Source organism: Acinetobacter gandensis (assembly GCF_001678755.1).
In the GTDB taxonomy this organism is placed as follows: Bacteria; Pseudomonadota; Gammaproteobacteria; order Pseudomonadales; family Moraxellaceae; genus Acinetobacter; species Acinetobacter gandensis.
Genome location: NZ_LZDS01000026.1, coordinates 140,244 through 154,870 on the forward strand (window position 1 = coordinate 140,244; position 14,627 = coordinate 154,870).

11 protein-coding genes and 2 tRNA genes are annotated in these 14,627 nt (G+C 39.9%); 6 read left to right on the top strand and 7 right to left on the bottom strand.

All coding sequences use genetic code 11. The annotated features are described in order from the left end of the window. Window positions 1-66: 66 nt before the first annotated feature. The 5 genes from metF (at window position 67) to A9J31_RS10705 (ending at window position 8,454) form a co-directional block, all read left to right on the top strand. Complete coding sequence (gene metF, locus A9J31_RS10685; protein WP_067765405.1) at window positions 67-903, top strand: methylenetetrahydrofolate reductase [NAD(P)H]; 837 nt, start codon at window positions 67-69, stop codon at window positions 901-903. 34 nt (window positions 904-937) lie between these two features. Beyond that, complete coding sequence (locus A9J31_RS10690; protein ID WP_067765408.1) at window positions 938-1,651, top strand: 16S rRNA (uracil(1498)-N(3))-methyltransferase; 714 nt, start codon at window positions 938-940, stop codon at window positions 1,649-1,651. A 189-nt stretch (window positions 1,652-1,840) separates the two neighbouring features. After that, a complete protein-coding gene (locus A9J31_RS10695; protein WP_067765411.1) occupies window positions 1,841-4,717 on the top strand; it encodes an EAL domain-containing protein in 2,877 nt (958 codons plus the stop codon). Window positions 4,718-4,856: 139 nt separating this feature from the next. Further along, on the top strand, window positions 4,857-7,136 hold the full coding sequence (locus A9J31_RS10700) for an NADP-dependent malic enzyme (RefSeq protein ID WP_067765414.1): 2,280 nt from the start codon (window positions 4,857-4,859) through the stop codon (window positions 7,134-7,136). Between the two features lie 82 nt (window positions 7,137-7,218). Further along, a complete protein-coding gene (locus tag A9J31_RS10705; RefSeq protein ID WP_067765417.1) occupies window positions 7,219-8,454 on the top strand; it encodes a multifunctional CCA addition/repair protein in 1,236 nt (411 codons plus the stop codon). A gap of 60 nt (window positions 8,455-8,514) precedes the next feature. Here A9J31_RS10705 and epmA read toward each other — a convergent pair whose 3' ends face one another. The 6 genes from epmA to greB all read right to left on the bottom strand — a co-directional run bounded on the left by epmA (window position 8,515) and on the right by greB (window position 12,659). Beyond that, complete coding sequence (gene epmA / locus A9J31_RS10710; protein WP_067765420.1) at window positions 8,515-9,492, bottom strand: EF-P lysine aminoacylase EpmA; 978 nt, start codon at window positions 9,490-9,492, stop codon at window positions 8,515-8,517. Beyond that, on the bottom strand, window positions 9,489-10,556 hold the full coding sequence (locus A9J31_RS10715) for a 4-phosphoerythronate dehydrogenase (protein ID WP_067765423.1): 1,068 nt from the start codon (window positions 10,554-10,556) through the stop codon (window positions 9,489-9,491). The genes epmA and A9J31_RS10715 overlap by 4 nt, the downstream gene beginning before the upstream one ends. 129 nt (window positions 10,557-10,685) lie before the next feature. After that, window positions 10,686-11,438 (bottom strand): class II aldolase/adducin family protein, encoded by a 753-nt coding sequence (locus A9J31_RS10720; protein WP_067765426.1) that lies wholly within the window; start codon window positions 11,436-11,438, stop codon window positions 10,686-10,688. Between the two features lie 170 nt (window positions 11,439-11,608). After that, window positions 11,609-11,698: transfer RNA gene (locus A9J31_RS10725), tRNA-Ser, on the bottom strand. A 288-nt stretch (window positions 11,699-11,986) separates the two neighbouring features. After that, window positions 11,987-12,076 (bottom strand) — tRNA-Ser (locus A9J31_RS10730). A gap of 88 nt (window positions 12,077-12,164) precedes the next feature. After that, on the bottom strand, window positions 12,165-12,659 hold the full coding sequence (gene greB / locus A9J31_RS10735) for a transcription elongation factor GreB (protein WP_067765429.1): 495 nt from the start codon (window positions 12,657-12,659) through the stop codon (window positions 12,165-12,167). Window positions 12,660-13,024: 365 nt separating this feature from the next. Between greB and A9J31_RS10740 the strand changes: the two genes are divergently transcribed. Further along, window positions 13,025-14,137 carry an MltF family protein gene (locus A9J31_RS10740; protein ID WP_067765432.1) on the top strand — a complete coding sequence of 371 codons (1,113 nt, stop codon included), beginning with the start codon at window positions 13,025-13,027 and terminating at the stop codon, window positions 14,135-14,137. A gap of 67 nt (window positions 14,138-14,204) precedes the next feature. On the opposite strand, the gene A9J31_RS10745 is transcribed toward A9J31_RS10740, so the two are convergent. Next, window positions 14,205-14,588 (bottom strand): SCP2 sterol-binding domain-containing protein, encoded by a 384-nt coding sequence (locus A9J31_RS10745; protein WP_067765436.1) that lies wholly within the window; start codon window positions 14,586-14,588, stop codon window positions 14,205-14,207. Between the last annotated feature and the right edge of the window lie 39 nt (window positions 14,589-14,627).

A 14,627-nucleotide genomic window follows, 5' to 3' on the forward strand; every position in this document is an offset into this window, starting at 1 on the left:
CTCCTCTCCCTCTGGGAGAGGTCAGGGAGAGGGTAAAAAATTAAATATTTATAACAAGGATTTGAAATGAGCAAAAATATACCCATTTCCTTTGAGTTCTTTCCAACCAAAACTGATGCTGGTGCGGAAAAACTTAAAGCTGTACACCAAGAACTTCAGCTACTTAATCCTGAATTTTTCTCTGTAACTTACGGTGCAGGCGGTTCTACCCGTGAACGTACTTTGTCTACATTGAATGATTTCAACGGTAAAGGCACACCAGTTGCGCCTCACCTCTCTTGTATTGGTGACAGCAAAGCACGTATTGCAGAATTGCTAGATTTATATAAATCACAAGGCATTGACCGTATTGTAGCACTTCGCGGTGACTTACCTTCAGGCCAAGTTGGCTTAGGTGAATTGCCATACGCAACCGACCTTGTGCGTTTCATCCGTGAACATTCAGGTGATCACTTCAAAATTGAAGTTGCTGCTTACCCAGAAATGCATCCGCAAGCAGATAGTTTTGATCTAGACATCAAGCGTTTCTGCGACAAAGCCAATGCAGGCGCGAATGCAGCACTTACACAGTTCTTCTTCAATCCAGATGCATACTTCTACTTTGTGGAACGCATTCAAAAAGAAGGTGTAAATATTCCTGTTGCTCCGGGCATTATGCCAATTACCAATGCAAGTAATTTAATTCGTTTTGCTGATGGTACAGGTGCAGAGATTCCACGTTGGATTCGTAAGCAGTTGGCGACTTATGGCGATGACACTGAATCGATCAAAGCCTTTGGTCATGAAGTGATTGTGAAACTTTGCGAACGCCTGATTGCCGGTGGCGCACCAAGCTTGCACTTCTACACCATGAATACAACTAATCCAACACGTCAACTTGTTCTAGACCTCGGTTTAGCATAAGTCATAGATTTCACCCATTTACGAGTAATGCAGTATGCCCCGTTTTTTTATTGAAGCTGATTTAGCCGAAAATACTTCTGTTGAATTAACTGAAACAGTGTTTCATCACTGGGTAAAAGTATTACGTGCGCAAGTGGGTGAACAAGCCATCTTGTTTAATGGACAAGGTGGTGAATACCAAGCAGAACTCATTGAAGTCGCTAAAAAATCTGCTGTTGTGCAGATTTCCGACTTTAACCCAAATAATCGTACGTCTGCAATTCGTACATTACTAGGCCAAGTCATGAGTAAGGGGGATCGTATGGATTATGCGATTCAAAAAGCTGTTGAACTCGGTGTTTCCAATATCCAGCTTTTGACTTCTGAGCGCTGTGAAATGCGTCTCAAATATGACCGCGATCAAAAAAAATTAGATCACTGGCAAGGTATTGCCGTGGCGGCCTGTGAACAATGTGGTTTAAACATCGTACCGCAAATTTTACCACCAATGAGTCTAGAAAAATGGCTGGAAACTGAATTACCAGAAACTCGACTAGTACTGGCACCAAACAAAGATGAAGCTGATGTACTCACTAAGGCGACACATGATATAGCTTTACTAATCGGGCCTGAAGGCGGCTTAAGTGAAGCAGAAATAGCAGCTTCAAATCAAAAAGGATTTGTGAATTGGTGCATTGGTCAGCGTGTTTTACGTACCGAAACTGCACCTGTTGTTGCATTATCAATTCTAAATTATAAGTTGGTTTAATTTTTTTTAACTGAAGAGTTCATCAGATAGTTAATATTTAGTTCTGCAGTGCATTGCATTTTTTTTGTAACGCAATTAACCTAGATTTAATAAAAATGAATCAACAGTTACCTGAATAAACAAATAGTTGCTGGAATACTACAAATACAATGATGGTTTTGATGTACTTGGGGCAAGGTGCTTATATTCATGACATATAATCAAGATGAATATATTAAGCAGCACAATCATGCTGCACAAATTGCGAACACGCTTCGCCATAGCCGCTATTTTTTGGTTAGCATCCTTATTATTTGTCTTTATATATTCGCTATTTACCAAGTTTATTTTACTCATCAATCTTTTTATTTCAGCATTTGGTTCATTTTCACTGAAGTTTTCGTCAGCCTTTGCTGGATGATCAGTACGGTTTATTTCAAACCAGGACAATATTCGCTGCAAATTGCACATCGCTGGTTACAATTTCAATGCTTTTCTGTAGGTACGCTCATCGCAAGCGGGATCTTTTTAATCTTTTATTACCTACCCTCTAACAATGAAAATTTTCAACCGATTCAAGCCTTAACACTTTCAGCCCTCCTCCTGATTGTTACGCAAACCTTTGGCCTAACTTATTTAACACAAAAACTAAATTATTTTTGCTTAGCATTTTTACCGTCTATCGTTCCCTATTTAGTTGCACAGTTTTTCTTTTTTGACGAAACCAATCATTTATTCAATCTCAGTATTAATTTTGGCCTTATTGTCATTTTAATGTGTGCAATGACTTCTTATCGTATCCATCGTCGTGTTTCGACCCTATACGCGAAAAATAATTTATTAGTCGAAAATGCAGAGCAACAAGTCAAATGGACGGATGAACTCTGCCAACAATTACAGGACGAAGTTAATAAATCACGTGATATCGAAATGCAGTTGCAGCTCGGCAATCAACTGTTAGAGCAGAAAGTCAAAGAGCGAACGTTTGATATTGAAACTATGAACAAGGACTTAGAAAACCAACAAGAAAACCTTGTTCTTGCCCATGAAATTGCAGGCTTACGTCCTTGGGACTGGAATGTCAAAGAACGTAGAATTTCTGTGACCAATCATAAGCATGAAAAATCCTTACGCAGTTCTAAAGACCATCAAATCCAGCTTCAGCATGTCATTCATCCTGACGATGTCATGCATTTCAAAACAGAAATGACCAGACATTTGCGTGGTCTGACAGACCGATATGAAGCAACGTATCGGATTCAAAACAGCAATGGTAAATGGAACTGGGTGCATGATATAGGTCGTGTGATTACTCGTGATCCAAACAATAAAAAACCACTTCGCATGGTGGGGATTCGCCGTGATATTCACCAAGAACGTACTTCACAAGAACGCCTAAAACTAGCTGCAAGTGTACTTCAGCAAGCCGCAGAGGGAATCTTTATTCTCAATGAAGAACTTCGCTACATTGATGTCAATCCTTTCTATGAACAACTGACTGGATTTAGCCACGAGCAAATTATTGGCAAGCATTTATTTGATATTACTGCAAATTATAAATCAGCACAGCGTAGTACCCATTATTCCATTATTAAGCAAGTACTTAAAATGGGTGAATATGATGGTGAATTACATGAAAAATTCTTATCTGGTAAAGAATTAACATTGTGGATGCACATTAATGCAATTACCGATGAGCAAAACCGTGTCACCCATTATATAGGTATTGTCTCCGACTTAACCGAACGTAAGCTACAAGAACAACGCCTGTCATATTTAGAAAACTACGACACGCTGACCGATCTACCAAATCGTTTCTACTACAATTACCAATTACATCAATATTTAGTGTCACAGCAAGATTCCATCAAGCAGTTGGCAGTTATTCGACTCAACATCGACCGTTTCCGCCCTTTAAATGAATATCTCAGCAATAATGGCGGCGATGAACTATTGCGCCAAGTAGCACAGCGTTTACGCCTAACCAATGCGGAAGCACTATTTGTTGCCCATCTAAATGGCGATGATTTTGCAATTGTATATGAGATGTCACATATTCGACCTTCGGTACAAGAACACTGTGAGCGCTTAACCAAAGCATTCAGTCTGCCTTTTAATATTTTCGGGCAAGATCATGTGATCACATTATCTATTGGTGTAGCTTTCTACCCCGAACATGGCCGACAGCTCGACTATCTAAACAACTGTGCAGAACAAGCACTCAGTGAGGCCAAAAACTTAGGTGGTAATACCATCCGTTATTATTCAAATGAAAATACGGCCCTACTCGAACAAGGTATCTTCCTTGAACGCGATTTACGTAAAGCAATTCAAAACAATGAATTAGTGGTTTATTACCAACCTAAAATTAATTTTAGAAATAAAGATATTTATGGTTTTGAAGCTTTAGTACGTTGGAATCATCCTGAAAAAGGACTTATACCACCCGGCCTTTTCATTCCGCTTGCTGAACAAACCAGTTTAATTTCAGATATTGGTCGAATTGTGCTGCAAAAAACAGCAAAACAAATCCGTCTCTGGAATAATTTAGGCTATAACAACATCTGTGTTTCAGTAAATATTGTGGCGCAGCAAATTCGTCGTGGCCAGTTACTAAACGATTTGGATCAAGCAATTGACGACAATCAAATTGATGGCTCGAGTTTGGAATTAGAAATTACCGAATCTTCACTAATTGAAAACTCAGATTCAGTACGTAACTTACTTGACGAAATTAAGAAACGTAAAATTAATATCTCTTTGGATGACTTTGGTACTGGTTATTCTTCACTGTCCTATTTAGCTGATTTTCCAATTGATATTTTAAAAATTGACCGTAGTTTTGTCTCTAAAATTGGAGAAAATAAGCAACAAGCAATTGTCAGCGCCATGATTGCTATGGGTAAAGCGATGGGCATGACAGTAGTTGCTGAAGGGATTGAAACAGAACAACAAATGCAGTATTTGCAAGATTTAGACTGTGATATTGCACAAGGTTATTTATTCTCAAAACCTCTGCCACAAGAAGAAGCCACTATCTTCCTCGAAAACAACATTAGTGCACCGACTTATACATACTTAATCTAAGTTAGTCGCTCGAACCAATAAGAATGTCTGAAAAACACACGTGTTCGACTGTCCCAATAAGACAACTAATGATATATTCAAGCTGATAAAGCAACCATATCCAGGCCCACTGGATAAACAAAACACAATCGAGATACAGATGGACGATCAATCTTTAAAACAGCAGGCTTTGTATTATCACGAATTTCCAACACCGGGGAAAATCAGCGTTACACCAAGCAAACAATTGGTCAACCAACACGATTTAGCCCTCGCATACTCGCCTGGTGTCGCTGCACCTTGTTTAGAAATTGAACGTGACCCATCTACTGCTGCACTTTACACAGCGCGCGGTAATCTTGTTGCAGTAGTCAGTAACGGTACAGCCGTACTTGGCTTAGGTAACATCGGTCCATTGGCGTCTAAACCTGTAATGGAAGGTAAAGGCGTACTATTCAAAAAATTCGCTGGTGTCGATGTATTTGACATCGAAATTGCTGAAAACGATCCAGACAAAATCGTAGATATCGTTGCAGCTTTAGAACCAACTTTTGGTGGTATCAACCTTGAAGACATCAAGGCCCCAGAATGTTTCTACATCGAGCAAAAACTTCGTGAACGCATGAACATTCCTGTGTTCCATGACGACCAACACGGTACTTCAATCATCGTTGGTTCTGCATTGTTAAATGCCTTACAACTCAACGGCAAAAAAATTGAAGAAATCAAAATTATTGCTTCAGGTGCTGGTGCTGCTGCACTTTCATGTTTAAATCTACTTTGTGCTTTAGGTGCAAAGAAAGAAAACATTATTGTTGCGGACTCACGCGGCCTACTGACCACTAAACGTGAAGGTTTGGACGAATCTAAAAAAGCATATGTACAAGACATTGAAGGCACTCAACTTGCCGATGTCATGGAAGGTGCTGACATGTTCTTGGGCCTTTCTGCTGCTGGCATTTTGACCAAAGAAATGGTTAAAGTGATGGCCAAAGATCCAATCATCTTTGCCCTTGCCAATCCAGATCCAGAAATTGTGCCTGAACACGCACACGAAGCGCGCTCAGATGTAATTATGGCAACAGGTCGCTCAGATTATCCAAACCAAGTAAACAACGCGCTTTGCTTCCCTTATATTTTCCGTGGTGCACTCGATGTTGGTGCTACGACAATTAATGAAGAGATGAAGATCGCTTGTGTGCATGCTATTGCACGTATGGCACACGTTGAAGCAGATGCTGCATCTTATGGTGAAAAATCTGCCTCATTTGGTCGTGATTACTTAATCCCTCGCCCACTTGATCAACGCTTAATTCTTGAAATTGCACCTGCCATTGCACAAGCAGCTATGGATTCAGGTGTTGCTACACGCCCAATCCAAGATTTCTCTGCATATCGTCAACGTTTGTCTGAGTTTGTATATAACTCTGCATTTATGATGAAACCGATTTTTGCACAAGCGAAAACGGATCCTAAACGTATTGCATACGCTGAAGGTGAAGATCTACGTGTACTTCGTGCAGTGCAAATTGCTGTAGATGAAGGTTTAGCAAAACCTATTTTGGTTGGTCGCCCTGCTGTTATTGAAGCAAACATCAAGAAACTAGGTTTACGTCTTGAAGATGGTGTGAACATCACTATCGTTGACCAAGAGAAAAACCCAGACTATGACAAGTTTGCTGATGACTACTATAAAATCATGCAACGCAAAGGGGTTACACCTGAATATGCGCAGCGTGAAGCTCGTCGTCGTTCGACTTTAATTGCTTCTATGTTGGTTCGTCATGGCATTGCTGATGGTATGCTTTGTGGTACGTACTCAAGCTACGATATCCATTTAGACTTCGTAAGTAATGTAATTGGTTTAAAAGAAGGTCGTAATAACTTCTTTACGCTAAATGCACTGATGCTTGAAGATCGTAACTTGTTTATTGCGGATACCTACATCAACCGTAATCCAACCGCTGAACAATTAGCTGAAATGACTATTTTGGCTGCAGAAGAAGTGCGTCGTTTTGGTATTACTCCACGTGTCGCGTTACTTTCTCACTCAAGTTTTGGTTCTGATCAAACAGACCCAAGTGCGCAAAAAATGCGTAAGGTGTTCGACATTTTGTCAGAAATTGCACCGGAGCTTGAAGTTGAAGGTGAAATGCATGCTGATGCAGCCCTGGATGAAAATATTCGTCAATTTGCATTCCCAAATTCACGTTTCAAAGGTTCTGCAAACTTATTAATTATGCCTAACCTTGATGCAGCGAACATTTCATTTAACTTGTTGAAATCAACATCAGGTAGCAATGTAACGATTGGTCCAATTCTACTTGGTGCTGCTAAACCTGTTCATATTTTAACTCCGACAGCAACAACACGTCGTTTGGTGAATATGACAGCATTAACCGTTGCAGAGATTCAAGAAAACGAAAAATTAGCCCTCTAATTTAAGTTTAATGGATCACACTTTGTGACTTGAGAAAACCTCTGTTCTGTAGCATGATGGCGATAAGAATAGAGGTTTTTTCATGCAAGTTTATTTAGTAGGCGGCGCAGTTCGAGATCACTTGCTCGGACACCCCTATCACGAGAAAGATTATGTAGTCGTCGGTGCAACGCCGGAACAATTACTTGCTCAAGGTTATCAACCTGTGGGTAAGGACTTCCCTGTTTTCCTTCATCCTGACACAAAAGACGAATATGCACTCGCTCGAACAGAGCGGAAATCGGGTCATGGTTATCACGGTTTTGAGTTTTATACAGACGTCAATGTTAGCCTTGAACAAGACCTCATTCGTCGTGATCTCACCATCAATGCCATTGCTATGGATGATGCAGGTAATATCTATGACCCCTATGGCGGTCAACGTGATCTAGAACAGCGTATCCTTCGTCATGTGTCTAATGCCTTCGTCGAAGATCCATTAAGGGTTTTGCGTATTGCACGTTTTGCAGCACGTTATAAAGCTTTAGGTTTTAAAGTGGCTGATGAAACACTGGAACTGATGCATGAGCTTGCTAATTCGGGTGAACTTGAAGCCCTTACACCTGAACGTGTATGGAAGGAAACGTCTCGTGCCTTAATGGAAGACCACGCAGATGAATATTTTGAAGTTCTGCGTGCATGCGGCGCATTAAAAGTACTATTCCCAGAAATTGATGCGTTATACGGTATTCCACAACGTCCTGAATATCATCCTGAAATTGATTGTGGTATTCATACCATGATGTCATTGCAGCAGGCTTGCCGTGCCAATTATTCTTTGGATGTTCGTTTTGCTGTACTGGTACACGACTTGGGCAAAGCACTCACTCCAGTGGATGAGTTACCGCGCCATATCATGCATGAAGAACGTGGTGTTAAACCGGTGACCGAAGTGTGTGATCGTATGCGTGTTCCCACCAATACCAAACAATTGGCAATTTCTGTTTGTAAAGAGCATCTCAAGTGTCATCAAGCACTGACATTAAAACCTGGTACCTTATGGCGTCTTTTACAACGCATGGATGTATTACGTCGACCTGAACGTGTGGAAGCTTTTGTTCAAGCCTGTGAATGCGATTCACGTGGTCGTTTGGGACTTGAAGATCGAGCTTATCCGCAAGCACAGTATGTGCTCGATGCAATGAATGTCGTACGGAGTATTAAAGCAGCAGATTTACCACCTGACATATCAGGCCCTGATATTGGCGAAATACTGATTGAACGACGTATTCAAGCTATTGCCGCACTTAAAACGAATCAATATACAATGGACGTATAAATTGATTTAAAAAAAGCACCCTCAGGTGCTTTTTTTAAATGTCGTCTAATAACAACGCTGTTATGAAATATCCGCTGGGAACGTGATGACCTTGTCTAAGCGCAATTGTTCAGTTGCTGTCATTAACAATCGATCTATACCCAGTGCAATGCCCGCACACTCTGACATGTGGGGCAACGCCGCAAGCAAATATTCATCAATTGGCATGATATGTAAACCAAGCTTTTCACGTTCAGCATTATCGGCTTCAAAACGACTGCGCAAAACATCAGCATCGATTAACTCGTCATAAGCATTGGCAAGCTCTAAACCTTCTATATACAACTCAAATCGCGCTGCAACTAACTCCCCATCGTCATCAACACGTGTTTTCGCAAGTGATGCCATTTCGGGTGGGAAATCTGTTAAGAATACTGGGGTATCAAAGCCTAGACTTGGTTCAACGAAATGTGAGAACAATAGATCAATATAACCAAGACGTTCATCACCTAAATCTAAACTCAAGCCAACACGACGGCAGCAATCTTTTAATTCTTGTACAGTCGCCTGTAATGGGTTCAAGTCCAAACGATCCATAAAAGCATGCTTATAACTTAAGATTGTTGGACGTACTTCACCAAAACGCTGTTTTAGCACAACATTGAGTAAGTCAGCCACTTCAAACATTAAGTCTTTTAAACTAAATCCTGGACGATACCATTCCAACATAGTGAATTCGCTATTGTGCTTACGCCCATGCTCATCGTCACGAAATACTTTACAGATTTGGTAAATTGGACCACTCCCACTGGCTAGCAGGCGCTTCATGGCGAATTCAGGTGATGTTTGCAAATAATGTATTTGAGCACAGCTCTGTACGTGACGCTGTGCTTGTACTGAGGCCAAGTGAACATCAGTCACACCAGCTTGTGACAACACCGGTGTTTCGACTTCGAGTACATCACGTTCTGCAAAAAACTGACGAATTTGTGCATACATTTTGGCACGTGCACGCAATGTATTAACATCACAGGTCGGCTGATAACGGACATCACTCATGCAGCTGGACCTCCATGTGCCGCCCACTCTCGGCGTAAAGGATAGGTTTTACGTAAATAGTCAAAGGCTTTTTGATCCACCTTACCGTCTTTTAGGCAAGTACGTAAGTTGGCATCATCACGAGCAATATCATAAATTTGATGTAAATAGACTTTAAGCGTTTGTTTTAAATCATGCTGAGCAAAATATTGTTCACCTACAGGTAACTGCGTTTCAAAGGCTTTATCGCTTTGAAACGAAAAGGTTTTGCAAAATGCTTCATAAATCATTTGCGTACCACGGGCTTTTCCCTCCAAGCTATAACCTGCGATATGCGGCGTCACCAAAGTAATAAGATTAAGTAACGTTTCTGAAATTTCAGGCTCATGTTCAAATACGTCTAATACCACTTTACGCCCAGTACTTTGAATATCAGCAATTAAAGCAGCTTCTTCAACCACTGAGCCACGTGCAGAATTAATCAAAATAGCTGATGGCTTCATGGTAGCGAAGGCTTCAGAATTGATGAGATGATAGGTCGGATGCGCGCCAGTTTTGGTTAAAGGTACATGCGTCGAAATTGCATCGGCCTGAGCCAGTAATTCTTCCAATTCAACTTGTTGTACATGATCTCGTTGAACAAATGGATCATAGCCAATCACATTCCAGCCCAATAGTTGCGCCATTGTCGCTAAACGCGAACCAACATTACCTAAACCAATGATGCCTAGAGTAAACTTCTGATTTGCATCAAGTACAGTTGGCTCTAAGTGTAACAGTGCCGTAATTACATACTCTGCAACAGCTTGTGCATTACAGCCTGCTGCATTCGACCATGCAATGCCTTGCTGCTCTAATGCAGAAATATCTAAATGATCAGTTCCAATCGTTGCACTACCAACAAATTTCAACGCAGTTTTGTTGATTAAAGCAGCATTAACCTTCGTCACTGAACGCACTAAAAGCGCTTCTGCATCTACAACATCATGTTGCGTTAAGTTACGTCCTGCAACTTGCTGAATTTCACCGAATTGCGCAAAAAAGTAATCTGTAAATGCAAGATTTTCATCTGCAACGATTTTCATAAGTCATTCCAAAATTTCACTGCATGAATAATAGCGCGTTACATAGATGCTGACTATGTACTGATATGCCAATGTGTTGAAATCATCCAGATGAATAAATACGAATGACAAAACAAGTCGGCATACACTTTATTGGCAATAATCAGTTTGCAGATCTTCAATTTGGGATAAAGCGGCTTGCCATGCTGCTTGAATAATGGGTTCAGCCATTGGGCTCTCAAATTGCTGAACGGTATATTCACAAATAGTTGTTTTCGGAAAATGTAAATTACCACCACTCATTGCTTTAACCTGTATTTGACAAGCACGTTCTAAAAAATATATTTCGTGAAATGCTCGGGCAATATGATTTCCTGTCGCTAATAATCCATGATTTCTTAAAATCATACAGCGATAATGCCCCATGTCAGCCACGAGACGATCACGTTCTTCTAATGAAAATGCAATCCCTTCATATTCATGATAAGCAATGTTGTTATAAAACTTTAAGGCATGTTGAGATAACGGGAGTAAACCTTGTTCTTGCGCGGAAACGGCAATGCCATCCGCTGTATGCGTATGGATCACGCAATTGATATCTGCTCTTGCATGATGCAAGGCCGAATGAATGACAAAGCCAGCAACGTTCACCATTTTCCCTTCATCAAAGCTTTCAACAATTTTGCCATCATGATCTATTTTAACGAGATCGGATGCTTTCATTTTTTCAAAGGTGACACCATAACGATTGATTAAAAAATGCGCTGGTTCATGGGGTAAACGTAAACTAATATGTGTATCAATTAAATCGGTCATTTTATAATAAGCAATCAACCGATACAAAGCTGCCAATTGACAACGTGCTTGCCACTCTTGTTCATCCATATAATCAGGCTTAGCCATTTTTTAAATCCTTTTATCATTTTCTAATCAATTATTTTGTCTGCATTATTGTTAGCAATTTTTTAGTCAATCAACAAGTACATTGTCTTTTTGATTTATTCACTGAATCAATATCTATAAAAAAACTAGGCAATAAAAAACCCCAATCAATGATTGGGGTTTTTTGAATTTGGCGGAAGCGGTGAGATTCGAACTCACGGAGGACTCGCGCCCTCGTCGGTTTTCAAGACCGGTGCATTAAACCGCTCTGCCACGCTTCCATGGGCGCTATCATATAAATAAAATTCCACAATGGCAAATTATTTTCCATGATTTTATGCCTTGCTTGAATCGTTTATTCACTTTTTATGCAATTACAACAATTGCATAAAATTCAGAACATCTTTTTTTTCAGCTAGAAACGTTTTTTTAGAAAAATTTCAGACTAATGATCACCAAAAAAATACATCCAAGTATATAAAAAACTATCGATCACCTTATTATTTATTTTAGAAATAGAAAATAAAGTCATTAAAAAACCCCCAATCAATGATTGGGGGTTTTGAATTTGGCGGAAGCGGTGAGATTCGAACTCACGGAGGACTCGCGCCCTCGTCGGTTTTCAAGACCGGTGCATTAAACCGCTCTGCCACGCTTCCATGGGCGCCATCATATAAATAAAATTCCACAATGGCAAATCATTTTGTCAAAAAAGCATTCAATTGAACAAAATAAAAGCAAATTCTATTATTTCGATGCTTCTTCTCTCAGTTCATAACGAATAGCATTGATATACCAACATTTTTTTCCTGATGGTGTAACAACTTCCACCTCATCATCTACCTGTTTAGACAACAGCGCCCGAGCCATGGGTGAATCAATAGAGATATGCTGTGGATGATGGTCGTAAATTTCATCAACACCGACGATGCGTAGCGTTTTTTCTTCGCCCAATTCATTTTCAATATCGACCCAAGCTCCAAAATAAACTTTGCCGGCTTGTTCGGGTGAATAGTCAATAATTCGGAGTTCTTCTAAACGCTTTCCAAGGTAACGAACACGTCGATCAATTTTACGTAACAATTGCTTGTTGTATTGGTAATCTGCGTTCTCAGAGCGGTCGCCTAAACTCGCTGCCCAGTTCACTTTTTTGGTTATTTCGGGCCGTTCTTCATGCCATAAATGCTTCAGTTCAGCGACCAATAAATCATGCCCAGCGCGGGTAATTAAGTTAGATTTCATGATGTTTTCTAGGCTAGTTTGATGAGCAACAACTTACAATAAAAGCCTATTTTATCCCCTATTTCTACACAGTATCAGTATATAAAATTTATTCCCAAACAAAATCAGTTATTTATGTTACATAATTTTATAATTTTTCGTACAAAATTTGACAAGCTTTTTTTTGATCTTTATTATGCGCACATCTTTTAAGCTTGTTTATTTTTTCATCAGTGTAGATTTTCTACATATTTTCCCGTTAAACCTTAGTCATTCTGAATGACGTCATGACTGCCCAACCCTTATTGAATTTATCAAACTTGAAAAAGTCTGAGGCATTTTTGCCTTTGCTTTTTAGGGCATAAATTACTTGTAGCGGAGACAACATGCACAGTAGTTCAACTTCTGGGTTTAGGCTTTGCCTTAACTCTTTTAACTCTCTCCCATTTAAAGCCCTTGCACTTTGTACTGTTGCAATACCATTTCACAGTATCAATGCAAGTAAAGCGACACATCAATATGATGCTGTCGTCAATAACAGTAAATTAACTGTTGTATCTGTAGCCAACCCAGATATCGTTTTTAAGGATGGTAAACATCTGCATGGTTTTGGTTATGACCTTGCACGAAATTATGCGGATAGTCTTAATGTCAAACTTGACTTTCGTACAGTCAAAGACAATGCCACTGCTTTAAAAATGGTCGCTAAAGGTCAAGCAAGTTTTGCGATGACGACGGCGAGCATGCAAAGTATTGAAGCAAAACACCTCACTTCATTTTCAGCAAGTTGCGGTGACACGGTTTCATTGCAAAAAAATGGTTTAAATAGCAATTTAAACTGGGTGTTTAAAAATGCCGATGACCCACTGAGCCAAACTGCAAGTGGCTTTGTTTGTCGTGCAAAGCAAAATGGAGCAATCAGTCAACTCGCTTCATTTTATAATCGTAATGTGGTCAAGCAAGATTCTTGGAATATCATTCAACGTGATTTAACCAAACGTATGCCTATCTATAAAGCTAGTTTTAAAAAGACTGCACAGCAATACGATTTAGATTGGCATTTACTTGCAGCCATTGGATATCAAGAGTCGTATTTGAAACCTGACTCTGTTTCGCCGACAGGCGTACGCGGCATTATGATGCTGACCAACAGTACGGCAAAAGCTATGGGTGTAAGTAACCGTACCGATGCGACACAAAGCATTCAAGGTGGTGCAAAGTATTATGACCAAATGTTAAATCGTTATAGTCATATTCCTTTCCCTGATCGTAATTGGTATGCCCTCGTTGCTTACAATATGGGGCCTGGTGCTGTTTCTCAGATTCAGAAGCGAATTAAGTCACAAGGTAAAAACCCAGATAAATGGGTGAACCTATACGCTTACTTAGACCGTAACAAAGCCAGCAATGGACGTTATCGTCAAACAGTTCAATATGTCACACGTATTCGTGCCTATTTAGAACATATCAAGACCACACCGCAATTGGTGAATATTTAAAGACTTGAAATTTTCTTAAAGCAAAAAAAAAGCTTACCTTCGGGTAAGCTTTTTTATTTCAAAAGACTTAAGCTGTTTGCTCTAGTACTTTTTTGAATAAATCTTTTTGTTCTGCACTCGGTTTTGCAGTTTGCAATGCCATCAGCTGAGACATGTCACCCTGAACTTTGATTTTTCCTGTCATGAATGCTTGCATCGCCGCAGCCATATCAAACTCTAGGAATACTTTACGTAATGTTTCAGCATCCATGTTTAATGTAGTTTTTGCATTTGATGACAAACCTTTTTTGATTGCGCCGCCATCTAAAGATAATTCTGTGTTACCTGCAGCTTCAGCTACAACTAGGTTAATTGCAAGGTTAGCCAACGCAGGTGGTAAATTTAAGTCACCAGCTTGAGCAGTCAAAGTTTCTACAGTTGAAAACCAATCATCAGTTAAAAAAGCAGGCATGATCTTTCCTCAATTTATTTTGTTCGTTTGTGTTGCCGT

Excerpts from the sequence above, each read along its gene's own strand:
- epmA (WP_067765420.1), bottom strand. The coding sequence starts at position 9,492 with ATGAGTGATGTCCGTTATCAGCCGACCTGTGATGTTAATACATTGCGT.
- A9J31_RS10700 (WP_067765414.1), top strand. The coding sequence starts at position 4,857 with ATGGACGATCAATCTTTAAAACAGCAGGCTTTGTATTATCACGAATTT.
- A9J31_RS10695 (WP_067765411.1), top strand. The coding sequence starts at position 1,841 with ATGACATATAATCAAGATGAATATATTAAGCAGCACAATCATGCTGCA.
- metF (WP_067765405.1), top strand. The coding sequence starts at position 67 with ATGAGCAAAAATATACCCATTTCCTTTGAGTTCTTTCCAACCAAAACT.
- A9J31_RS10720 (WP_067765426.1), bottom strand. The coding sequence starts at position 11,438 with ATGGCTAAGCCTGATTATATGGATGAACAAGAGTGGCAAGCACGTTGT.
- A9J31_RS10690 (WP_067765408.1), top strand. The coding sequence starts at position 938 with ATGCCCCGTTTTTTTATTGAAGCTGATTTAGCCGAAAATACTTCTGTT.
- A9J31_RS10715 (WP_067765423.1), bottom strand. The coding sequence starts at position 10,556 with ATGAAAATCGTTGCAGATGAAAATCTTGCATTTACAGATTACTTTTTT.
- A9J31_RS10740 (WP_067765432.1), top strand. The coding sequence starts at position 13,025 with ATGCACAGTAGTTCAACTTCTGGGTTTAGGCTTTGCCTTAACTCTTTT.
- A9J31_RS10745 (WP_067765436.1), bottom strand. The coding sequence starts at position 14,588 with ATGCCTGCTTTTTTAACTGATGATTGGTTTTCAACTGTAGAAACTTTG.
- A9J31_RS10705 (WP_067765417.1), top strand. The coding sequence starts at position 7,219 with ATGCAAGTTTATTTAGTAGGCGGCGCAGTTCGAGATCACTTGCTCGGA.
- greB (WP_067765429.1), bottom strand. The coding sequence starts at position 12,659 with ATGAAATCTAACTTAATTACCCGCGCTGGGCATGATTTATTGGTCGCT.